The organism is Arthrobacter sp. FB24 (assembly GCF_000196235.1).
Classification (GTDB): Bacteria; Actinomycetota; Actinomycetes; order Actinomycetales; family Micrococcaceae; genus Arthrobacter.
Genome location: NC_008541.1, coordinates 2,298,189 through 2,320,064, shown reverse-complemented (window position 1 = coordinate 2,320,064; position 21,876 = coordinate 2,298,189). Strand labels below are relative to the sequence as shown.

Genomic DNA, 21,876 nt, shown 5'->3' with positions numbered 1-21,876 from the left:
CTGCCTGAAGCTACTACTTGCTGAAGTACGGAATGATCAGGTACAAGCCGAACAGCACCGCCAGGCCGCACAGCCCGAAGCAGGCGTAGGCGAGCGATTTCATCCACCGGGGCGTGGCCTGCTCGGGATCACCGGCGATGGCCGTGAAACGAACGCCGATGGAGTAAAGGACCACTACCGTCACGGCGGCAAGGAGCGTGGCACCGGCCACCTGCACCAATTCCAACCACTTCATTTAGTTGCCATCCTTAAACTTGTTGGCGCGGCTGGCGGCCATTGCCTTCTTTTTACGGAACCGGACAGCCTGCCCTGCTTCCTCGACCTCCACGGCATTGTGGTGGCCCACATGGGACTTGCGGGACTGGACGAACATGAACAGCACGGCGCCGGTCCCGGCAACGGCGGCAATGACGACACCCACCGGTCCGGTCATCACGAGCAGGGCCGTCAAGGCGCCCACGATCCCGGCGGCCGGTAGGGTGAAAAGCCAGCCGACGGCGATGCGGCCGGCAGTGCCCCAGCGCACCGAGGTGCCCTTGCGGCCCAGCCCGGAACCGATCACGGAGCCGGAGGCCACCTGCGTGGTGGACAGGGCAAAGCCAAGGTGGGAAGAAGCAAGGATGGCTGAGGCCGTGCTGGCTTCCGCTGCAAAGCCCTGGGCGGGCTTGACGTCGGTAAGGCCCGAGCCCATGGTGCGGATGATCCGCCAGCCGCCGGCGTAGGTGCCGATGGCAATGGCGAACGCACAGGCTGCAATGACCCAGAACTGCGGTCCGGATCCCGGCGCCTGCGTTCCGGCGGAGATCAGCACCAAGGTGATGATGCCCATGGTCTTCTGCGCATCGTTGGTTCCGTGTGCCAGGGCCACCAGGCTGGACGTGAAGATCTGGCCGGTCCGGAAACCGCCGCGCTTCTGCGTGAGCTTGCTGCCGGTCTCCGGATCGTGCCGGGATGTCAGCGCGTAGGCCAGGCGGGTGCAGACGTAGGCCACTGCGCCGGCGATGACCGGGGCGAAGATGGCGGGAAGGATGACCTTCTGCATGAGGGATTCGAAGTTCACCGAATGGATGCCGATGCCGGCGATGGCGGCGCCGATCAGGCCGCCGAAGAGGGCGTGCGACGAACTCGACGGCAGGCCTTTCAACCACGTGATCATGTTCCAGAGAATGGCGCCCATGAGGCCGGCGAAGATGATGTCCGGGGTGATCTGGATGCCGTCTGAACCCTCTTTGATGATGCCGCCGGACACCGTCTTGGCCACTTCCGTGGAGAGGAACGCTCCGACCAGGTTCAGGACCGCTGCCAGGGCAACTGCCGTCTTCGGTTTGATGGCACCGGTGGCAATGGGTGTAGCCATCGCGTTGGCGGTGTCATGAAATCCGTTGGTGAAGTCGAAAAAAAGTGCCAGCGCTATAACCAGCGCCACCATAAAGGTGATTTCCACCTGTTGCCCAATCTGCAGAGTCGACGGTCAGCAGTTCCACTTCCCCATTGCCCCTGACCGCACGCAAGTTACCGCGGCATTTGCCGGCAGTTAGTGCGGTGTTGTTCGGAAGGGGCTTGAAACCCTAACGATCGTACGCGTCAACGCCCTGAGGACAAAACACCGGGCGGTCAAAGGAAAGCACGGACTGCGTCCAGTTCAACCGGGGACAAGCCCCGCCTCGGATGCGGTGAAATCAGCAGCAGGCGCCCGCGGAGGACGGACGCCCATGCGCGGGCCTCGGCTTCGTAATCGAGTTGGTCGTCGATCCACACGGCCCGGTCCGGAGCGCATGCCTCGAGGTCCCGTTGCAGGGCCTGCAGTTTCCACCAGCCGTCGCCTCCGCCCGGCCCGTCACTGGCAAGAACGGGCCATTCCCGCCCGGCCAGGCCGATGGCGGGGCACAGGTATTCCGGTGCCATCTCCTCCCAGCTGGTGAGCCAGACGCAGCGAAGGCCAGGTGTCATGGACAGCGTGTTGAGGGACTCCACGAGTTCACCGGCGTAGGTCACTTCGAGGAGGCCGGCATCGGACGTCCGCCAGCGGCTCCCCCAGTCCGTGGTGCCCGAGGCGCCGAACGGGCAAATCACGCCGTCCACGTCCAAATAGAGGGAGACATTCCTCACGGCGGCGTCCTTTCCTCCGGGAGCTCCACCCAAAACGTTACCGAGGGGCCGGAGGGCCGGCAACACACCGTGCCTAACGAAAAGTGCCGGACACGGAAGACGTGTCCGGCACTTTTCAGGGTGCAGAGCTAAGCCTGGACCGGTGGATCAGGCGGGGACTTTCACCGCGGTCTCCTTACGGACGGCGGCAGGAACTCCGTCGCCGGCCTGGCCGTACAGCCAGTCGTTGTACTGGAAGTCGTTGTCCTTCCGGCTCTTAAAGAGCAGGTTGCGCAGGGTCCGGGCCAGTCCGGAGACATGCCAGGATTCGCCCCAGACGCGGGCGGTGCGCTGGACCCGGGCGGTGCGGCCGGCGCGGATTGCGTTGAACTCCTTGATGGCGCCGTCCCAGGCTTCGGGGTTGACGCCGTCCGCGGTGAAGACGGTGCCGGCGCTGACGTCCTGCAGCACGGCTGCGTCCTCGAGGGCCTGGCAAGCGCCCTGCGCCAGGTACTGCAGCATCGGGTGCGCGGCGTCGCCCATCAGCACCATGCGGCCGGCAACCCAGTTCTCGATCGGGTCACGGTCGTACATGGGCCAGCGGATGCCGGTGGCCAGGTTCTTCAGCGCTTCCTGAACCGCCGGGACGCAGTCCTTGTAGGCTGCCTCGAGCTCGTCCACTCCCCCGTACTGTTCGACGCCGGCTTCGAAGGACGGCGACTTGAAGACGGCCACGGTGTTCAGCAGTTCGCCCTTGCGCAACGGGTACTGCACCAGGTGGCAGTCCGGTCCGAGGTAGACGATGACGTCTTCAAGGTCGGCCTTGGGTGTGTTCTCGGTGATCGGCACCGTGCCGCGGTAGGCGACGTACGCCGAGGAGACGGGTTCGTCGTTTGCCACGAGCGGACGGAGGGTGGACCGGAGACCGTCGGCGCCGATAACGACGTCGGCCTCGTAGTCAACGCCTCCGGCGGTGTGGGCCACGCCGCGGCCGTTCACAGTCTCAACGCTCTCCACCATGACGTCGTTGACGAGCTTGACCCCGGCTGCTTCACAGCCCTCGAGGAGGACCCGGTGGAGGTCGCTGCGGTGGATCACGACATACGGCGCACCGTAGCGTTCCTCGAATTCGGTGCCGAGCGTCTGGCGGGTGAGCTCTTCTCCGGTGACGGCGTCGCGGAAGACCAGGTGCTTGGGCTGGACACCGATTTCGAGCGCTTTCTCCAGCAGGCCCCAGCTCCGGAGGACGCGGGAGGCGTTGGGGGCCATCTGCAGCCCGGCGCCCACCTCGCCGAACTCCGGTGCCCGTTCCACGAGGGTGACGTCGGCACCGTTTTCGCGTAGCGCGAGGGCTCCGGCGAGTCCGGCCATACCCCCTCCGATGACGAGGACATCGGTGGACGTGGCGTGCTCAGACATTGATTGCTCCTGTTGATGAGTGTGAGGGTGAAATTGAGAGTTTCGACTTGAGTTTGAGGCCGACGGCGGCCAGCAGGACCGCTGCGATGGCGGCTGCACCGGCGAAGGCGAGGAAATTGGAGTTGACGCCCAGTCCGGCTGCCAGCAGGAGTCCGCCCACCTGCGGCGCGACGACGGCACCGATGCGGCCCGTCCCGAGCGCCCAGCCCAGCGCGGTGCCCCGCAGGTGTCCGGGATAGTGGCTCGCGACGGCGGCAATGATCAGGCACTGCGTGCCGTGGGTGCCGACGCCGGCGAGGACCAGCATGAGGTAGACGACGGTGACAGACGGCCCCGTGACGAGGACCACCAGCGCAACGGCGGCGACGGCGGCAGCGGCGATCGCAGTCGGCACCGGACCGAAGCGGGTTCCGGCCCAGGCCGTGATGACCGAACCGGCCACCGCACCCAGGTTGAGGGCCAGCGCGAAGGTCAGGGCGGAACCCAGGTTGTAGCCCGCCAACTGCATCAGGTTGGGCAACCAGGTTCCCAGTCCGTACCAAGCGAACAGGGTGGCGATCGTCGCCAGGGCGAACAGCATGCTGACACCAAGGTACGGGGCACGGAGCAGGGACGAGAAGCCGGACGGTTCCTTGACCGCACTGGCGTTGCCGGCTGCCGTACGGGCAGCCTTCTCTGTTGCACTGCCTGTGGCCCGGACCGGGGCAAGCGTCTCCGGGAGGTATTTCACTCCCAGGGGCACCACGATCACCAGGGCCAGCACGGCCACCAGGAACATGGCCTGCCAGCCGAAGGCGGGAATCAGCTGGATGCCGACGAGGGCGGCGATGGATCCGCCGATCGGAACACCGGACATCATCAGGGTGGCGATGGTGGACCGCCACTTGGTGGGGACAAGTTCGGCAACAAGGGCGTTCGCCGAGGGCACCAGCCCGCCGAGCCCGATGCCGGCGAGGAGCCGCAGGCCGCCAAAGACGGCAGCGCTGGGAGCGAAGGCACAGAGGGCGGTGAAGATCGAGAACACGACGGCGCAACCCAGGATGGTGCGGCGGCGACCCCACGAGTCGGCCATCCGGCCGGCGAAGATCGCGCCGATCATCATGCCGAGGAAGGCCATGGAACCGATGGTTCCGGCGGTGGCCTTGTTCAGGCCCCAGCCGGTCTCGGAGATCAGCGAAGACTGGACAGTGCCGTAGACGATCAGGTCGTAGCCATCGAAGACCACCAAAAGCCAGCAAACGAGGACGGCCGCGGCCGACGCTTTGGAGAACCGCGATGCAGGCCCATCAGCGGAAGTGGGGGCGGCGTCCCCGGGGGAGGACCGGTGCGGCGCTGCAGCGGATGTTGTGTGAGTCATGCCACTACTGTCATGACTGCGCGTGGCGAACGACAATACAATTCTGATGTGCAGAAACAGCCCAACGCCAATCCGGCGTCCAAGTCAGCCCCGAAGCCCGTACAGAAGCGGCCAACCTACTCCATTGAGGCCGTGGACAATGCGCTGCAGCTCCTGCAGCTGCTTCGTGACGGCGGCGCGCTGCGCCTCAAGGACGCCGCCGAGGAGCTGGGCGTGGCCCCGTCCACTGCCCACCGCCTGCTGGCGATGCTGGTCTACCGGGGGTTCGCCGTCCAGGATGAGACCCGGCGCTACGTGCCCGGCCCGGCAATGGGCGTCGGGCCGGCAGGGCTGAGCTGGACCAGGCTGCTCCGCTCGCTCGCCCAGCCTCATATGGAGCTGCTCTCCGCGCAGCTGAACGAGACCGTCAACCTCATGGTCCGGGTGGGTACGAAAGTGCGTTTCCTGGCCACCGTGGAGGGAAATAATGTTTTGCGCGTCGGTGACCGCCAGGGGACGGTAATGCCCGCAAACAAAACCTCCGGGGGCAAAGCCATGCTCGCCGAACTGGAGACTCCCATGGTTGACCAGCTCTTCCGCAGCAATAATGCCGAGATCGGCGGGGACACCATCCCCGCCGTGGAGTACCCGGCGTTCCTGCGCGAGCTGGAGTCGATCCGCAACAACGGTTTCGCCGCCAATTTTGAAGGCACTGAGGAAGGTGTGAGCGCCCTCGGGATCGCCCTGCACAACAGGCACGGGAAGGTGGTGGGCGCGCTCAGCGTGGCCACGCCCGCGACCCGCTTCCGCAGGGTGTTCGATGCCGGACTGGTGCCTGCCCTGCGGGAAACCTGCCGGCAGCTGGAGATCGACATCGCGGCCAATCCGGCCGAGCCGGACTGAACGCCGGGGCCGGGCGCCCCGCCGGAACGGGCCAGGAATTCTGACTAGCAGAATATGCTGGGGGCCACATGTCGGCATCCGTAGAGTCGAGCTACGCCAAGAACTGTTCTGACCTACCGAGGAGGCCCACGTGTCCATCAGCGCCGAGAACACGACTCATGAATCAGTGGCCGCGGGGCACACTGCTCCGGAGCCGACGCCTGAAGAAGCTGCCCAGCTCGAGGAGCTGTACCGGGATTTTGACCGGGAGAACCTGATCCCGTTGTGGACTGAGATCGGTGACCTGATGCCGATGGTCCCCTCCCCGAAGGCGGTGCCGCATGTGTGGCGGTGGAGCGACCTGTACCCGCTGGCCGCCCGCGCAGGTGACCTGGTGCCGGTGGGCCGCGGCGGGGAACGCCGCGCCATTGCCCTCGCCAACCCTGGTTTGGGCGGCACGGCCTATGCCACGCCCACTCTGTGGGCAGCCATCCAGTACCTGGGCGGCCACGAAACAGCCCCCGAGCACCGCCATTCCCAAAACGCGTTCCGCTTCGTCGTCGAAGGTGAAGGCGTGTGGACCGTGGTGAACGGGGACCCGGTCCGGATGTCCCGCGGTGATTTCCTGCTGACCCCGGGCTGGAACTTCCACGGCCACCACAACGACACCGATGAGCCGATGGCCTGGATCGACGGCCTGGACATCCCGTTCGTGCACTACGCGGACGCCGGGTTCTTCGAGTTCGGCACCGAACGGGTCACCGACGAGGCCACCCCGGACATCTCCCGCTCCGAGCGGCTCTGGGCCCACCCGGGCCTGCGCCCGCTCTCCGGCCTGGATGACACCACCAGCTCCCCCATCGCCGCGTACCGGTGGGAATACACTGACCGTGCCCTGGCCGAGCAACTTTTGCTCGAGGACGAGGGCCACCCGGCCACCGTGTCCCAGGGCCACGCCGCTGTCCGTTACACCAATCCCACCACCGGCGGGGACGTGATGCCCACCATCCGGGCCGAATTCCACCGCCTCCGGCCCGGCGCGTCCACCCAGGGCGTCCGCGAGGTCGGCTCCAGCGTCTGGCAGGTCTTCGAAGGGACCGGTGCCGTTGTTCTCAACGGCGAACCCCGGACCCTGGAAAAGGGCGACCTCTTCGTTGTCCCGTCCTGGGCTGAATGGTCCCTGCAGGCTGAGAGCGGGTTTGATCTGTTCCGGTTCAGCGACGCCCCCATTTTTGAACGACTGAACTTCAACCGCACCTACATCGAAGGACGCAAGAACGCATGAGACTCCTCACCCTCCGCACCTCTGTCGGAGACAAAACAGTAACGAAGGCTGTCCGCCAGGACGGGACCACCCTGACCGAAATCGACGGCTTCGCCGACGTCGGGGCACTCCTGAAAGACTCCGCGTGGGAATCCATCGCCGCCGCAGCGAACGGTGCGACGCATCCGCTCGAGGGCGCGGACCTCGCGCCGGTGGTGCCGTTCCCGGGCAAGATCATCTGCGTGGGCCATAACTACCGCAACCACATCAAGGAAATGGGCCGGGAAATCCCGGAGTACCCCACCCTGTTCGCGAAGTACCAGGAATCCCTGATCGGCCCGAACGATGACCTGGCGCTGCCGCAGGAATCCGACACCGTGGACTGGGAAGCCGAACTCGCCGTGGTGATCGGCAAGAAGGGCCGCCGGATCAGCGAAGCCGACGCCACGGATTACATCGCCGGGTACTCGGTGCTGAACGATGTTTCCGTGCGCGACTACCAGTTCCGCACCATCCAGTGGCTCCAGGGCAAGACCTGGGAGAACTCCACCCCGTTCGGCCCCGCCCTGGTCACCCGGGACGAGTTCACCGCCGGCCCGCTGATGACCTCGGCCGTGGACGGCGAGATCCAGCAGTCCACCCCCACCGGGGACCTGGTCTTCACCCCGGAATTCCTGGTCTCCTACATCTCCACGATCATCACGCTGAACCCCGGCGACGTGATCGCCACCGGCACCCCGGGCGGAGTGGGCCACGCCCAGGACCCCAAGCGCTACCTGCAGGAAGGCCAGATCCTGGTCACCACCATCGAGGGCCTGGGCCAGCTGAACAACCGCGTGGTCAAGGAAGCCTGATGGTTGCCCGCCACGACCAGACCACCGACCCGCAACTGCTTGAGGGTCTGCTGCAGGCACGGCGGGGCACGGCGTTCTTCGCCCGCAAGCTCAACGAGCTCTCCGACGCGGACCTCGACGGAGACTCGCTCCTGCCGGGCTGGACCCGCCGGCACGTCACGGCCCACATCGGCTACAACGCGCGGGCCATCGCGCGGCTCATCGAGTGGGCAGCCACCGGCGTGGAGACACCCATGTACGCCTCCACGTCGGTGCGGGACCAGGAAATCAACTTCGGAGCCACCCTGCCCCCGATCGCACTGCGGCACCTGTTCGACCACTCCGCCGTGCACCTGAACGTCGAATGGCGGGACCTCCCGGCAGAGGCCTGGCACCACAAAGTCAAAACAGCCCAGGGCAGGATCGTCCCGGCCGAGGAAACCGTCTGGATGCGCACCCGCGAAGTCTGGGTCCACGCCGTGGACCTCGGCAACGGCGCCACCTTCAACGACATCCCCGCACCGGTCCTGGCCAGACTACTGGCGGACATCACCGCAGCCTGGCACACCCGAGGCACCGACACCGGACTGCTCATCAGAGTCACCGACCAGCCCGACGGGATGGTCTTCGGCGACACCGACGCCGAAACACCAACAGTGGTCTACGGCCCGCTCGCCGCCATCACCCAATGGGCCACCGGCCGCGGCACCCACGGCGTGACAGCGACAAGCACCGCGGCAACAACGACCACCGCAACAGGCGCCACAGCAGCAGACGCCGCCCCACCGGCGTCGGACGCTGACCTGCCCGAGGTACCGGCAGCGCCAAAGTGGATCTAGCAACCACGGCCTGGCGCCCGCAGTGGCACTAAAGCGCGGGGCGGATCCCGCACATGGCTATGGCCCCCTCCACGGAGGGGGCCATAGCCATGCACTGACGGTGCCCGCTATTCCTCGTGCTTGACCTTGTGGACCCTGGTGACCACCGTGGGGCAAGGAACGCGCAGCAGAACCGCATGGGCCGTGGAGCCGAGGACAAGCCGGCTGAATCCCCCGCGCCCCCGGCTGCCGATCACCAGGAGGCGCGCGTTCGCCGCGGCCTCCACGAGGGCCTTGGCGGGGTCGGTGTCCTTGTCCAGCCGCTGGTTCACCACCAGGTCCGGGTACTTGTCCCGCAGGCCGGCCACCGATTCCGCGAGAACAATCTTGTCCTCTTCCTTAATGACTTCAGCCAGTCCGCTGGCAGGCATCCCGCTCTGCACCCAGCGGGCGGGGCGCCGGAAAGCCAGCACGGCCGTTAGTTCGTCGCCCTCGCGGTCGGCTTCCGCCGCGGCGAAGGCTACGGCCTGGAGGGACTCCTCCGAGCCGTCCACACCCACGACAACCCCGCGGCCCTCCGGCCCCTGGTCCTGCGGAATAACCGCCACCGGGCTGTCCGACGCAGTAACGACCTGAAGGGCCCGGTCCGTCATGGGTCCGCCGTCGGCCCAATGGCGGTGGTGTGACCCGATGACCACCATGGCGGCGTCCTTGGACATTTCCTTGAGCGCGGCGCCGGCGCTGCCGTGGCGCAACTGCACGTCGACGGCCACGTCGGGTTCCTTCTTGGCGGCATCCTCCTGCACCTGCCTCAGCAGCTCCATGCCTGATTCCCTGATCAGTTCGTGGTACTGGAAGTCCGGCGACATCCACCGGTCATCCACCGCATGGACGGCGATAACCGGCAGCTTGAGCCTGGCTGCCCGGTGGAGCGACCACGACATTGCGGCCTCACTTCCGGTGGAGCCGTTGATGCCGACGACGATTGGTTTGCTCATTCTGAATCCTGCTCTTCTCCATCGCGTTTTCGGATCAGCACGCCGGAGGCCGCTGACACTTTCAGTGTGCTCCGGCGGCAGACACGGGGGTTAGGGCCTTAAGCCCCTCACCCGGCGCTGGTGCCCCGCGTAGCGTCGGGGCCATGGAGCAGACCCGGGCCGGCGCCGCCGCCCCCTCGCGGCCCCAACCGTTCCTCCGCCGCTGGTTGCTGTGGGTCACCGTCGGTGAGAGTGCAGGCTTCCTGGTTCCCGCCGTCGTCGCAGTCTTCGTGATCATTCCGGACACCGCCGGCGGGATGGCCTGGCTGGTGGTGGCCGGCGTCGCCGAGGGCACAGTCCTGGGGCTCGCCCAGGCGCACGTGCTCCGAAGCCTGCTGCCCGGCCTCAGCGTGAGCAGGTGGACCATCCGCACCGCCGCCGGTGCGGCGCTCGCCTGGCTCCTCGGCCTTAGCCCCAGTACTTTCGCCAACCAGTGGCAGGTCTGGCCGCCTGCCCTGCAGATCGGCGTCGCGGCTCCCGGCGCCCTGCTGCTGCTGTGTTCGATCGGGCTGGCACAATGGCCGGAACTCCGCCGGCACGTCGCGCACAGCGGACGGTGGGTGGCCGGGAACGCGCTGGCATGGTGCGTGGGGCTGGGACTCTTCTTCGCCGTCGCACCTCCGCTGTGGCAGCCGGGACAGCCGCCGACGACGGTGATCACCATCGGCGTCGCTGCCGCCATCCTGATGGCCGCCGGCATGGCACTCGTAACCGGCCTGGTGATGAAACGGCTGCTTCGCTTTCCAGCGGCAGCTCAGAATCCGGTGGGCTCCGTTTCGAACTCCGGCTCACTCGGCGGAGCCTCGTGATGCAGCGGACGAAGCGCCGAGGTCTGTTCCATCCAGATGAGGGCGTCGTAACGCCCTCCCATCCGGGTGGGAACGTAGTTTCCGGATTCCCTGGCCGGGCGGTAGACAACACCGATGGCCCGGTGACCCAACCAGGTTGACAGCCACGGCCCGGACCTGTCCCCGCCGAATTCCAACAATGCCGGTGCGCCCAGGGCCCGGTGCAGCAGATCCTCGTGGCTGCCGGTCCGGGCTTCCGGCACCGTGAGCACCCGTTCCGGGGAGCCCCAGGCGTCCGCAGCCATGACTGTTCCCCGGTACGATCCGAAACCCACCAGGGTGACGCCTTCGGAACCGTGGCGCTCGCGGAGCAGCTGGCCAACGTTCACCAGCCCGTCCCGCGCCATGTCCGTGGCCCGCGCATCGCCCACATGGGTGTTGTGCTCCCAGATGATCCCTTTGGACGCCGGGCCCAGATGCGCACTCAACCGGTCCACGGTGTCCGCCATGTGAAGGTCCCGGACGTTCCAGGACTCGCGGCTCCCCTGCACCATGATGCGGTAGTAATGCTCGGCGTTGGCGGCAACCACAGCGTTCTGGACCGCGTCGAAAGCCTCATCGCTTTCGACGCGCGGTTCGTGGTCGCGCAGCGCAAATGCCCGGTTCCGCACCTCGGTGAGGAGTGCAACCACATCAGCCTCGCACGATTCGGGGACCAGCCGGGTGCTCCAGGCGTACTCGTGCGGGTCTTCGTGATGCGGAAGGAAACACCGCCACGCCCGCATGGCAGCGGGGACGGCGTCGGGCTCGTTTTCCTCGAGCCAGCCGATGATCTCCCGCAGGGAATCCCACAGTGAGTAGACGTCCAGCCCGTAGAAGCCAACCCGCTCTTCCATCGGACGCTCCAGGTTCCAGCCGCGGAGCCAGTCAAGGAAGCCTGCCACTTCCTCGTTTGCCCACATCCAGGTGGGCCAGCGCCCGAATCCGGCGAGCATGGTGTGCACTCCAGTGTCCTGGCCGCTTTGTCCCCGGACCCAGCGGTTGATCCGCCAGCAGTCCGGCCAGTCGCCTTCCACCCCGATCCAGCTGTAACCCTGCTCTTCGATCAGCCGCATGCTCAGGCGGGCACGCATGGTGTAGTACTCGTGCGTGCCGTGGGATGCTTCGCCGATGGCCACGAAGCGTCCGGTACCGGCGCCGTGGACCAGCCGGTCAAGGTCCCGGATCCCGGTGAGGGGCCGGGCCAGGGTGCGGATCTCGTCCAGCATGCTCAGGACAGCACGGTTTCCGTTGGTCATGTCGGGTCCTCGAGCGAGATGCCTTCAAGGTATTCCGGAACGCGCACCCGCCAGCCGAGTTCGCGCTTGATGCGGATCCGGAGCGCATCGGACGCTTCCGGTTCGCCGTGGGTGATGTAGGTCATCCGGGGTTCCCGTGCGGCGGCCCGCATCCACTCGATCAGCCCGTCGGAGTCCGCATGCGCGGACAGGCTTTCCATCTGGATCACCTCGGCGCGGATGCGCACGTCCTCTCCGTAGATGCGAAGTTGCCGCACGCCGGCGGCGAGCGCGGCGCCGCGGGTTCCGCCAGCCTGGTAGCCGCTGAGGATGATGGCGTTTTTCGGATCGGGTCCGTATTCGGCGATGTGGTGCAGGATCCTGCCTCCGGTGAGCATCCCGCTGGCGGAAATAATCACCATTGGCCCACCGCGGAGGTTGAGCAGCTTCGAGTCGTCCACCGTCCGGGTCATCTTGGCCACTTTGTACATGTCCTCATACTCCGGCTGTTTGAGCCGGTGTTCATCGGGATGGCGCTGGTACATGCCGGACGCGTCAATGGCCATGGGGCTGTTGAGGTACACGGGGATGTCCGGAATGGCGTTTTTGCTGCGGAGCCGGGACAGGTGCAGCATCAGTGTCTCCGCCCGTCCGACGGCGAACGCGGCGATCATGATCACGCCGTTCTTCTTCGCCACACGGGTGATGATCTCGCCCAACTGCAGTTCCGGATCCAGGCTCGAGTGTTTGCGGTTTCCGTAGGTGGATTCGGTGACAAGAATGTCAGCGGCGCCAAGTCCCCGGGGCGGAAACATCAGCGGATCATCGGTGCGTCCCAGGTCGCCGGTGAAATGGACGGAATGCTGGCCCACAGCGAGCCTGATCTGGGCTGCCCCCAGGATGTGGCCGGCGGGCAGGAACGTCGCGGCGATCCCCCCGCCGAGCTCCAGCGGGGTGTCGAAGCCGTGTTCCCGGAAACTGTCGAGCGAGCGGACAGCGTCCGCAGCCGTGTAGAGCGGAACCGGCGGGCTGTGCCTGGACGATCCGTGCTCGTAGGCGTACTTGGCTTCCTCTTCCTGCAGGTGCCCGCTATCCGGCAGGAGCAGGGTGCACAATTCGGTGGTGCCCTCCGTGGCGTACACCGGCCCGTTGAAACCGTCCCGGACCAGGGCGGGGACGTAGCCGGTGTGGTCAAGGTGCGCATGCGTCAGCAGGATGGCGTCAATGGAGTCCGGCCTCACGGGGAAGGGGATCCTGTTGCGGTCGCGGAGCACCTTGTAGCCTTGGAACAGCCCGCAGTCCACGAGGATGCGTTTACCTGCCGCCTCAACCAGGTACCGGGAACCGGTCACGCTGTCCGTGGCTCCGAGGAACCGGAGTTGCGGGTGTCGGTGTTTCATCATGCTCCCTGCTCCCGTTGCGCAGCGTTCCCGTTGCCGTCCGGCGGCAGCGGCAGCGCCAGGGCCCGGCAGGCGCATGCACTGCAACGCGCCGGAAAGCGCAGTCGCGATGTACGTCCCAGCTTCCGCTTCTTCCGGCAGCCCACCTAGGGCCGAAAGTCACGGCTGCCCGCTCGCTCCCGCCTTTTCGGGAGGCGGAGCCGGCAGTACGCTGGGACCATCCCTTGGAGACCTCGCATGGCTGAACAGGATTTGATCACCAGCGCCCGCGCGGCGTACGCCCGCAGGGACTGGCCCGCGGCCCGCAACGAGCTTCTTGCCGCCAGGAGCACCACCGGCCTGGAGTTGCAGGACCTGGCTGCCCTGGCCGACGCGATGTGGTGGCTGGGCGACATCCCCGAGTCACTCTCGGTAACAGAGGATCTCTACCGGGGCCTGGCCGGTTCCGGCGACCAGCCCGCCGCAGCGATGAAAGCCATCCTCCTGTCTCTGCAGTGGGGCACGCGGGGGGATCTCGTGGTTGCCTCCGGGTGGCTCAACCGGGCACGGCGCCTGCTGCAGGGCCTCCCTGAAGGGCCTGCACACGGGTACCTGCTGTACCTGGAGAGCGCCATGTCCCTGGACCTGGAGGAAGACCCCGGACCGGCGCAGGCAGCCGCAGCGAGGCTCGATGCCCTGGCGAACCGCCTGGCTGACCCCACCCTCGCCTGTTTTGCCCGGGTCGTTGCCGGACTTGGCGGGGTCCGGGCCGGGCGGACCGAGGACGGTTTCAGCGACCTGGACGAGGCCATGCTGCCGGTCCTGGCCGGTGCCGTTGCGCCCGTGTGGGCCGGAGACATCTATTGCACTGTCATCCACCTCTGCCACCAGCTCGGAGACCTGGCCAGGATGCGGGCCTGGACCGGCGCACTGGACCGTTGGACAGCGGGCTTGTCAGCCACTTTTGTGTACACCGGCGTCACCCGCATCCACGAGCTTCAGCTGATCAGCGCCGAAGGGGGCTGGGATGCGGTGGAACGCGAGATCGGCGCCTCCAGCGACAACCTGGTCACAGCACACGGCTGGATGGCCGGGGCAGGCTACTACGAACTCGGCGAGGTCCGCCGCCTGCGCGGCAATACTGCCGGGGCGCTGGCCGCGTACCGCCGTGCACGGGACCTCGGGGTGGACCCGCAGCCGGGCGAGGCCCTGCTGCACTATGAAGCCGGCGACACCATGCTGGCCCTTAGCCAGCTCCGTGCCGCGCTGGGCGAGAGCCGGCTGCTGGACCGGGCCAGGCTGCTGCTGCCCGCCACCGAGCTGGCACTGGCCCGGCGTGACGCGGCGCTCGCCGAGGCACTGGCCGCCGAACTGGAAAGGACCGCCACCCGGTTCGCCTCTCCGGGCCTCCAGGCGTGGGCATGCCAGGCCCGTGGCGCCGTCCTGCTGGCGTCCGGCCGTGCGGACAGCGCCCTGCCGTTCCTTGAGGCAGCCGCCCGGACGTACCGCGCGCAGCGTGCGCGCTACCGCACGGCCCGGATCCACGAGCTTCTCGCCGTGTCCCGGCGTGCCCTCGGCCAGGCCGGTGCGGCCGATGCCGACCTCGCCACAGCGCTCGCCATCTACCGCCAGCTAGGGGCAGTCCCCGACGTCGAACGGCTGGAGCGTGGCGCAGGCAGTGCCGGCGGCACCACCGACGGCACGGACCGGGGCGGCCTGACGGCCCGGGAGTGCGAAGTCCTGGCACTCATCACCACCGGTGCAAGCAACCGCCAGGTGGCGGATGCCCTGGTCATCAGTGAAAAGACGGTGGGTCGGCACCTGGCCAACATTTTCGGCAAGATCGGGGTCTCCACCCGGACCGCCGCGGCCGGCTGGGCCAGGGACCACGGACTGGCGTGAAGAACGACGACGACGACGGCGAGCGCCGTTTCCCCCGTCGTCGTGCGTCCGCCCGGCCGGCCCTTGCGGGGAGGTGCCCCCTGCATCATTCACCCCACAGCCCCGGTGAAAGATGCATGATCCGCCCGACGCGGCGTGCCCGGCCCCGGACGTACTTTCGAAGTAGCCGGACAGCGAGTCCGCCGAAGAAAGGAAACACAATGACCACCACCGACCTCCGCCTCACGGCAGGAGACGCGGCGGCCGCCCGCGACGCGAAAGCCGCGGAGGACGCCGTTGAAGCCGCCGCCGCCCGCCTGCTCGGCATCCTCAACGACAGCTCGGCCGCCGTCCTGGCCAGCATCGGCCACCAGACCGGGCTGTTCGACGTGATGGCCGGGCTGCCGCCTGCCTCGAGTGAGCAGATCGCCGACGCTGCCGGGCTTAACGAACGCTACGTCCGCGAATGGCTCGGCGGCATGGTGACGGCCCGCTTCGTCGAGTACCGGCCCGCCGCAGGCACCTACCGGCTCGACCCTGCGCTGGCACCGTCCGTCTGCGGCCAAGGCGTCGACAACCTGGCCCGGACGCTTCAGTACATCACCCTGATGGGTGGGGTGGCGGACAAGATCGCGCACAAATTCCGGACGGGCGGCGGCCTGGGGTACGAGGACTATCCGGATTTCGTCGGCATCCAGGCCGCTGACAGCGCCTCGGTCCATGATGCATCCCTCGTGTCCGCCATCCTCCCGCTGGCCGGGTGTGTGGACAGCCTGCAGGCGGGAATCGACGTCGCAGATATCGGATGCGGAGCCGGGCACGCCGTCAACCTGATGGCCGGAGCTTTTCCCGCGAGCCGCTTCACGGGCTACGACTTCTTCGAGGACGCCGTGCTCGCCGGGCGGGCGGAAGCCCGGCGGCTGGGACTGGGGAACGTCCGGTTCGAGCTCCTGGACGCAGCTGACCTGGACATCGTGGAAGGCTTCGACGTCATCACTGTTTTCGATGCCATCCACGACCAGGCCCGGCCGGCGAAGGTGCTGCAAAACATCCACCGGGCGCTGCGCCCCGACGGCACGTTCCTCATGGTGGATATCAAGGCCTCGAGCGAACTGATCGACAATGTTGAGCTCCCGTGGGGGACGTTCCTCTACGCGATCTCAACATTCCACTGCATGTCCGTGTCCCTGGCACAGGGCGGGGACGGGCTGGGAACGGTTTGGGGTGTCCAGTTGGCTGAATCCATGGTCCGGGCTGCAGGCTTTGCCACCGTTGACGTGAAAGAACTCGAGGAGGACCCGTTCAACGCCTACTTTGTGGCCCGCAAGTAGGCGCCGAACGGCTCGGCTGCCCGGGCCCTGGGGTGCCGGGGGCCTGCGCTCCCGGGCCCCGTGCTGCCGGGGGCCTACTGCTTGGGTCCGGCGATGTTCACCAGCCAGGCGACGCCGAACTTGTCCGTGCACATTCCGAAGGTATCGCCCCACGGCGCTTGTTCGAGCGGCACCGTCACGGTGCCGCCGTCGGACAGCTTCTCCCAGTACCCGCGCAGTTCGGCGTCGTCATCGCCGCTGAGGGAAACGGAGAAGTTGTCGCCCGGGGTGAAGCTCATGCCGTTGGGCGTGTCGGCGCCCATGAGCACCATGCCGGATCCGGTGGTCAGCATGCCGTGCATGATCTTGTCCTGCTCGGACGCGTCTTCGCTGGCATGGAACTCGCCAAAGGTGCTCATTGCCAGTTCGCCTCCAAATACGGACTGGTAAAAGTTCATGGCCTCCCGCGCATTGTCCCGGAAGCCAAGGTAGGGATTAAGTGTCGTGGTCATCTTCAGGTGTCCTCTCGTGCCGGTCGATACCCGGACCACCCGTGGATCCGGTGGCCGCCCGGGCTTGGAACACTTCATATGTTGCCCCAGTCGTGCCGGACTGCATAGGGGCGGCGATGGCCCTCGGCCTCAGCTCCAGAGAGCAACGTGAACTTTGGATCCCCGTCGTTCAAGCCCCCGCGAGCCGCCCGGAGCAACCATGGCGGCTGTTGCATCCGGTGTGGTGACGAAGCGCTGCAGCGCCTTTGCCTTGGAGGTTGTCCGGCCGTGGCTAAGCGTGCTTGCCCACCACAGACCGGAAACTGGAGTTCCGACGACCGGTACGCGCACAAGGACTCCGGTTTGGAGTTCCGCCCGCACAATATGCCCCACGGCCAGTGTCAAACCCTCTCCCGCTCTGACCGCGGCGAGCGCGTCGGTTTCGCTGCTTAGCCGGATCACTTCGGGCACTACGCCCATCGACGACAGCCACCGCCCTTCATCCGTCTCCGACTGGATGCCGGAGGGGCCGGCGAACCACGGGCGGTCCAGTAGCCGGGCCAGTGGTACCGGCCCGTGCAGCACTGCGAGGGGATGCGACGCCGCCACCACAAAGACGCGCTGATACCGCAGGAAAGGGACCATCTCCAGTCCGACGTCGGCACCCGGGCCGGCTGGCTGCGTAGGCATGGCCCCGAGGGCTATGTCGAAGGCGCGGTCAAGCAGAAGAGACGCTATGTTAGCAGCGGACTCCACTACGACATCGACAGAGGCTCCGGGGACCCGTTTGGTGAAGAGGTCGAGCAGCCGTCCGGCCGCATGTTCAGCGAACGGAGCTGTTGCGACGATTCTCAGCAACCCCGCGTCTGTGGTTGCGTGGGAGACCTCCCACCGGGCTTGGTCAGCCAGGCCGACGATTTCCTGGGCATAGTCCGCCAGCGCCCGGCCGCCCGGCGTCAGGGCAATGCCTCCGGCAGCACGGACGAAGAGGGGGTCGCCAAGGTCCCTCCGGAGCGCAGCCAGGGCCGAGGAGACCGCCGGCTCGCTGACAGCCAGGGCCGCCGCGGCAGCGTGAAGCGACCCCAGTCTGGCCACGAGCGCGAAGGCCCGCAGCTGGCTCAAAGTCATCGACACGGCTTCATAACCCTTCGCTTATGACGATATTGACACTCCACTCGGGCCGGGACAAGACTGACTTCAAATCGGCGTCTTACAGTGTGCGGCGCCATGGAGTGAGGTAGGGACAATGCAGATTCCGGCTCCTTTTGATTACGTGCGGGCCAGCACGGTGAACGATGCCCTTGAACTTCTTGCACGCCACGGCCCCGAGTCCCGGGTGATAGCCGGCGGGCACAGTCTGCTGCCCATGATGAAACTCCGCCTGGCCCGTCCCGAATGGCTGATTGACATCAACGACCTGTTCGAGCTCGACTTCATCCTTCTCGACGGGGATCACCTGCGGGTGGGCGCGCTGACTCGCCATACGGCCCTCCTGGAATCAGCCGAAGTAGCCCGACTCTTCCCGATTATTTCGGACGCCGAAGCGGTCATCGCGGATCCTGTGGTCCGCAACCGCGGAACCATTGGCGGTTCCCTGTGCCAGGCCGACCCGGCCGAAGACCTTTCCACGGTCTGCGACGTCCTGCGTGCTGTGGCGGTGGTCCGCGGTCCCGGCGGCGAACGCCTCGTCGACATGAAGGAGTTCCACCGCGGCCCCTATGAAACGGCGGTGGCACCAGACGAGTTGCTGTGCGAAGTCCGGTTCCCCGTTCGTCCGAGCTCGGGAAGCGCCTACGAAAAAGTGGAACGCCGGGTTGGCGACTGGGCCGTCGCCGCAGCCGGGGCGGCTGTCTCGCTGGCGGACGACGGTAGCGTCGATGCCGCGGCCATAGGTCTCACGGCACTGGGCCTCGACGGAACAATCGAGGAAGCCGCAGCCGTGCTCCTTGGACAGCAACCCCGCGAGGAGCTTTTCGTCGAGGCCGGCCGGCAGGCAGCCATCGCGTGCGATCCCGTCGCGGATCAGCGCGGACAGATCGACTACAAACGGCATCTGGCCGACGAGCTCACCCGCAGAGTCCTGCGGCTGGCATGCGCCCGGGCTGCCGGAACACAGGAAGGTTGAGCTCCATGCAGATCAGCATGACCGTGAACGGCAACGAAGTAGCCTCCGACATCGAACCGCGGGTGCTGCTGGTTCATTACATCCGCGAAGTCCTTGGCCTCACGGGCACGCACTGGGGGTGCGACACCACCAACTGCGGAACGTGCGTGGTCCTAATGGACGGCCAGCCCGTGAAGTCCTGCACCGTGCTCGCGGCGATGGCGGCCGGCCACGATATCCGCACCGTTGAAGGACTCGCCACGGCAGGCACTCTCGATCCGGTTCAGCAGGGGTTCATGGAGGAGCACGGGCTGCAGTGCGGCTTCTGCACCCCCGGCATGATGCTCACGGCCCGCGCCTTGCTGGACAAGAACCCGTATCCGGACGACACCGAGATCCGGAAGGCCATTTCCGGGCAGATCTGCCGCTGCACCGGATATGCCACCATCGTCCGCTCAGTGCAGTGGGCTGCCGCCCACCCGGCAGGGGCGGCCGCTGACGTTGCTGCACCAGACGAAGTCATCGAGGGTACGGACACGGCGGTCCCGGACGTCGCAGACACAGAGGTGAAGGCATGACTGTTACCCACCATCGGCCCGGCAATCCGGCGGCCGGTGACGCCGACCGCCCGATCGGGTACGGGCGCATCCAGCGCAAGGAAGACCCCCGGTTCGTCCGTGGGATGGGCCACTACGTCGACGACATTGTGCTGCCGGGAATGCTGCACGGCGCCATCCTGCGCGCCCCGGTCGCCCATGCGCGGCTGGTCTCGATCGACACCACCAACGCGTTGGCCCACCCGAAAGTACTCGCCGTGATCACCGGCAAGGACCTGCTGGCGCTCAATCTGGCCTGGGCGCCCACGCTTTCAGCGGATGTGCAGGCCGTGCTCGTGACCGACAAAGTGCGCTTCCAGGGGCAGGAGGTTGCTTTCGTCGTCGCGGAGAACCGCTACGCCGCCCGCGACGCCTTGGAACTGATCGACGTCGAATATGACCTGCTCCCTCCGGTGATCGATGCGCGCAAAGCCCTGGACCCGGACGCCCCCCTGATCCGGGATGATCTCGAAGGCCGGACGGACAACCGGATTTTCGACTGGGAGATGGGCGATGAGGCGGAAACCGAGGCGGTATTCGCCGCCGCCGACGTCGTAGTGGCACAGGAGGTCGTCTACCCTCGAGTCCATCCGGCACCCATGGAGACCTGCGGCGCCGTCGCGGACTTCGATGCCGTCTCCGGAAAGCTGACGCTCTATGAGACGACCCAGGCCCCGCACGCGCACCGCACCCTGTTCGCGATTGTGGCCGGCATCCCCGAACACAAGATCCGTATAGTCTCTCCTGATATCGGCGGCGGGTTCGGTAACAAGGTGGGCATCTATCCCGGCTACATCCTCGCCGTCGTCGGATCGATCGTCACCGGCAAGCCGGTGAAGTGGGTGGAGGACCGCTCGGAAAACCTGATGTCGACGTCGTTCGCCCGGGACTACATCATGCAGGGCGAGATCGCCGCCACCAAAGACGGCAAGATCCTCGCTCTCAGGACCAGCGTGCTGGCCGATCACGGCGCGTTCAACGCCACCGCGCAGCCCACCAAGAACCCCGCCGGCTTCTTCTCGATCTTCACTGGCAGCTACGACCTGAAGGCCGCGTTCTGCAAGGTCAGAGGCGTCTACACCAACAAGGCTCCGGGCGGCGTTGCCTACGCGTGCTCGTTCCGGGTGACGGAAGCCGTCTACCTGGTGGAGCGGATGGTGGACATCCTGGCCCGAAAGCTGGACATGGACCCGGCGGAACTCCGGCTGAAGAACTTCATCAAGCCCGAACAGTTCCCCTACGCGAACAAAACCGGCTGGGTCTATGACTCAGGCAACTATGAAGAGGCCATGCGCCTGTCGATGAAGATGGCCGGCTACGAGGCGCTCCGGCGCGAGCAGGTAGAAAAACGCGAACGTGGCGAACTCATGGGCATCGGCGTCGCCTTCTTCACTGAGGTCGTGGGAGCCGGCCCCCGCAAGCACTTCGACATCGTGGGTCTGGGCATGGCCGACGGCGCCGAGTTGCGCGTCCACCCCACCGGCAAGGCCGTCGTGCGGCTTTCCGTCCAGAGCCAGGGGCAGGGCCACGAGACCACGTTCGCGCAGATCGTCGCGGAAGAGCTCGGCATTCCGCCGGAGAACATCGACGTCGTCCACGGCGACACGGACCAGACGCCCTTCGGCCTGGGCACGTACGGGAGCCGGTCGACACCGGTCAGCGGCGGGGCGGTGGCACTCGTTGCGCGGAAGGTCCGCGAAAAGGCGAAGCTTATCGCCGCAGCCATGCTCGAAACCCGGCCCGAAGACCTCGAGTGGGAGAAGGGCCGCTGGTTCGTCAAGGGCGATCCCGGCGCCGGGAAGACCATCGAGGAAATCGCCATGGCCGCCCACGGCACAATGACGCTCCCCGAGGGAATCGACGGCAACCTCGACGCAGAGGTCACCTACGACCCGCCGAACCTGACGTTCCCCTTCGGTGCCTACATCTGCGTAGTGGACATCGATCCGGGTACAGGCCACGTCAAGGTGCGGCGTTTCATCGCGGTGGATGACTGCGGGACCCGGATCAACCCGATGATTATCGAAGGCCAGGTGCACGGCGGCCTGACCGACGGCGTCGGCATGGCCCTCATGGAAATCATTGAGTTCGATGAGGCGGGCAACTGCCTGGGCGGCTCCTTTATGGACTACCTGATCCCCACGGCGATGGAGGTACCGGACTGGGAGACCGGATTTACAGTGACGCCGTCACCGCACCACCCCATCGGCGCCAAGGGCATCGGAGAGTCCGCCACAGTCGGCTCGCCCCCGGCCATCGTGAACGCGATCGTCGACGCCCTGGCACCTTACGGGGTCGTCCACATGGACATGCCGTGCACGCCCGCCCGGGTATGGGAGGCCATGCAGGGCCGGCCAAGGCCACCGATCTGAC

The 21,876-nt window shown here is 66.7% G+C and carries 20 protein-coding genes; 10 read left to right on the top strand and 10 right to left on the bottom strand.

Annotated elements, in window-relative coordinates; translation table 11 throughout:
* Positions 1 to 13: 13 nt before the first annotated feature.
* From ARTH_RS10405 to ARTH_RS10385, 5 genes are all read right to left on the bottom strand, one after another.
* Positions 14 to 235: a hypothetical protein gene (locus tag ARTH_RS10405; RefSeq protein ID WP_011691904.1), complete on the bottom strand. Its 222-nt coding sequence runs from the start codon at positions 233 to 235 to the stop codon at positions 14 to 16.
* On the bottom strand, positions 236 to 1,444 hold the full coding sequence (locus ARTH_RS10400; RefSeq protein ID WP_043429747.1) for an inorganic phosphate transporter: 1,209 nt from the start codon (positions 1,442 to 1,444) through the stop codon (positions 236 to 238).
* Between the two features lie 170 nt (positions 1,445 to 1,614).
* Complete coding sequence (locus ARTH_RS10395; protein WP_011691902.1) at positions 1,615 to 2,109, bottom strand: HAD domain-containing protein; 495 nt, start codon at positions 2,107 to 2,109, stop codon at positions 1,615 to 1,617.
* A 147-nt stretch (positions 2,110 to 2,256) separates the two neighbouring features.
* Entirely contained in the window at positions 2,257 to 3,507 is a 1,251-nt protein-coding gene (locus ARTH_RS10390; RefSeq protein WP_011691901.1) for an FAD-dependent oxidoreductase, read from the bottom strand.
* Positions 3,500 to 4,864, bottom strand: a complete 1,365-nt coding sequence (locus tag ARTH_RS10385; protein ID WP_011691900.1) for an MFS transporter — start codon at positions 4,862 to 4,864, stop codon at positions 3,500 to 3,502. The genes ARTH_RS10390 and ARTH_RS10385 overlap by 8 nt, the downstream gene beginning before the upstream one ends.
* A gap of 48 nt (positions 4,865 to 4,912) precedes the next feature.
* Between ARTH_RS10385 and ARTH_RS10380 the strand changes: the two genes are divergently transcribed.
* The 4 genes from ARTH_RS10380 to ARTH_RS10365 all read left to right on the top strand — a co-directional run bounded on the left by ARTH_RS10380 (position 4,913) and on the right by ARTH_RS10365 (position 8,661).
* Positions 4,913 to 5,746: an IclR family transcriptional regulator gene (locus ARTH_RS10380; protein ID WP_011691899.1), complete on the top strand. Its 834-nt coding sequence runs from the start codon at positions 4,913 to 4,915 to the stop codon at positions 5,744 to 5,746.
* Between the two features lie 130 nt (positions 5,747 to 5,876).
* Complete coding sequence (locus tag ARTH_RS10375; RefSeq protein ID WP_011691898.1) at positions 5,877 to 7,010, top strand: cupin domain-containing protein; 1,134 nt, start codon at positions 5,877 to 5,879, stop codon at positions 7,008 to 7,010.
* A complete protein-coding gene (locus ARTH_RS10370; RefSeq protein ID WP_011691897.1) occupies positions 7,007 to 7,843 on the top strand; it encodes a fumarylacetoacetate hydrolase family protein in 837 nt (278 codons plus the stop codon). Before ARTH_RS10375 ends, ARTH_RS10370 begins: the two co-directional genes overlap by 4 nt.
* Positions 7,843 to 8,661, top strand: a complete 819-nt coding sequence (locus ARTH_RS10365; protein WP_011691896.1) for a maleylpyruvate isomerase family mycothiol-dependent enzyme — start codon at positions 7,843 to 7,845, stop codon at positions 8,659 to 8,661. Before ARTH_RS10370 ends, ARTH_RS10365 begins: the two co-directional genes overlap by 1 nt.
* A gap of 107 nt (positions 8,662 to 8,768) precedes the next feature.
* On the opposite strand, the gene ARTH_RS10360 is transcribed toward ARTH_RS10365, so the two are convergent.
* Positions 8,769 to 9,638, bottom strand: a complete 870-nt coding sequence (locus tag ARTH_RS10360; protein ID WP_011691895.1) for a universal stress protein — start codon at positions 9,636 to 9,638, stop codon at positions 8,769 to 8,771.
* Between the two features lie 143 nt (positions 9,639 to 9,781).
* Here ARTH_RS10360 and ARTH_RS10355 point away from each other — a divergent pair, with 143 nt between their 5' ends.
* Positions 9,782 to 10,486 (top strand): hypothetical protein, encoded by a 705-nt coding sequence (locus tag ARTH_RS10355; RefSeq protein ID WP_011691894.1) that lies wholly within the window; start codon positions 9,782 to 9,784, stop codon positions 10,484 to 10,486.
* Here ARTH_RS10355 and ARTH_RS10350 read toward each other — a convergent pair.
* Positions 10,432 to 11,763, bottom strand: coding sequence for an erythromycin esterase family protein (locus ARTH_RS10350; protein WP_011691893.1), 1,332 nt, complete (start codon positions 11,761 to 11,763; stop codon positions 10,432 to 10,434). The two genes, ARTH_RS10355 and ARTH_RS10350, sit on opposite strands and share 55 nt — an antisense overlap.
* Positions 11,760 to 13,145, bottom strand: a complete 1,386-nt coding sequence (locus ARTH_RS10345; RefSeq protein WP_011691892.1) for an MBL fold metallo-hydrolase RNA specificity domain-containing protein — start codon at positions 13,143 to 13,145, stop codon at positions 11,760 to 11,762. Before ARTH_RS10345 ends, ARTH_RS10350 begins: the two co-directional genes overlap by 4 nt.
* A 234-nt stretch (positions 13,146 to 13,379) precedes the next feature.
* Between ARTH_RS10345 and ARTH_RS10340 the strand changes: the two genes are divergently transcribed.
* Positions 13,380 to 15,023: a helix-turn-helix domain-containing protein gene (locus ARTH_RS10340; RefSeq protein ID WP_011691891.1), complete on the top strand. Its 1,644-nt coding sequence runs from the start codon at positions 13,380 to 13,382 to the stop codon at positions 15,021 to 15,023.
* Positions 15,024 to 15,223: 200 nt separating this feature from the next.
* Positions 15,224 to 16,333 carry a class I SAM-dependent methyltransferase gene (locus tag ARTH_RS10335; RefSeq protein WP_011691890.1) on the top strand — a complete coding sequence of 370 codons (1,110 nt, stop codon included), beginning with the start codon at positions 15,224 to 15,226 and terminating at the stop codon, positions 16,331 to 16,333.
* A gap of 74 nt (positions 16,334 to 16,407) precedes the next feature.
* Here the strand turns inward: ARTH_RS10335 and ARTH_RS10330 are convergent, their stop codons facing one another.
* Both ARTH_RS10330 and ARTH_RS10325 read right to left on the bottom strand, forming a co-directional pair.
* The gene (locus ARTH_RS10330) at positions 16,408 to 16,824 is read right to left on the bottom strand and encodes a VOC family protein (RefSeq protein WP_043429744.1); all 417 of its coding nucleotides are present in this window, start codon (positions 16,822 to 16,824) and stop codon (positions 16,408 to 16,410) included.
* Between the two features lie 129 nt (positions 16,825 to 16,953).
* Positions 16,954 to 17,931, bottom strand: a complete 978-nt coding sequence (locus tag ARTH_RS10325) for a LysR family transcriptional regulator (protein ID WP_043429742.1) — start codon at positions 17,929 to 17,931, stop codon at positions 16,954 to 16,956.
* Between the two features lie 118 nt (positions 17,932 to 18,049).
* On the opposite strand from ARTH_RS10325, the gene ARTH_RS10320 reads away from it, so the two are divergent.
* The 3 genes from ARTH_RS10320 to ARTH_RS10310 are packed head-to-tail and all read left to right on the top strand — an operon-like array spanning position 18,050 to position 21,875.
* The gene (locus tag ARTH_RS10320) at positions 18,050 to 18,928 is read left to right on the top strand and encodes an FAD binding domain-containing protein (RefSeq protein WP_011691887.1); all 879 of its coding nucleotides are present in this window, start codon (positions 18,050 to 18,052) and stop codon (positions 18,926 to 18,928) included.
* 5 nt (positions 18,929 to 18,933) lie between these two features.
* Entirely contained in the window at positions 18,934 to 19,485 is a 552-nt protein-coding gene (locus tag ARTH_RS10315; protein WP_011691886.1) for a (2Fe-2S)-binding protein, read from the top strand.
* Positions 19,482 to 21,875 carry an aerobic carbon-monoxide dehydrogenase large subunit gene (locus ARTH_RS10310; RefSeq protein WP_011691885.1) on the top strand — a complete coding sequence of 798 codons (2,394 nt, stop codon included), beginning with the start codon at positions 19,482 to 19,484 and terminating at the stop codon, positions 21,873 to 21,875. Before ARTH_RS10315 ends, ARTH_RS10310 begins: the two co-directional genes overlap by 4 nt.
* Position 21,876: the final 1 nt, after the last annotated feature.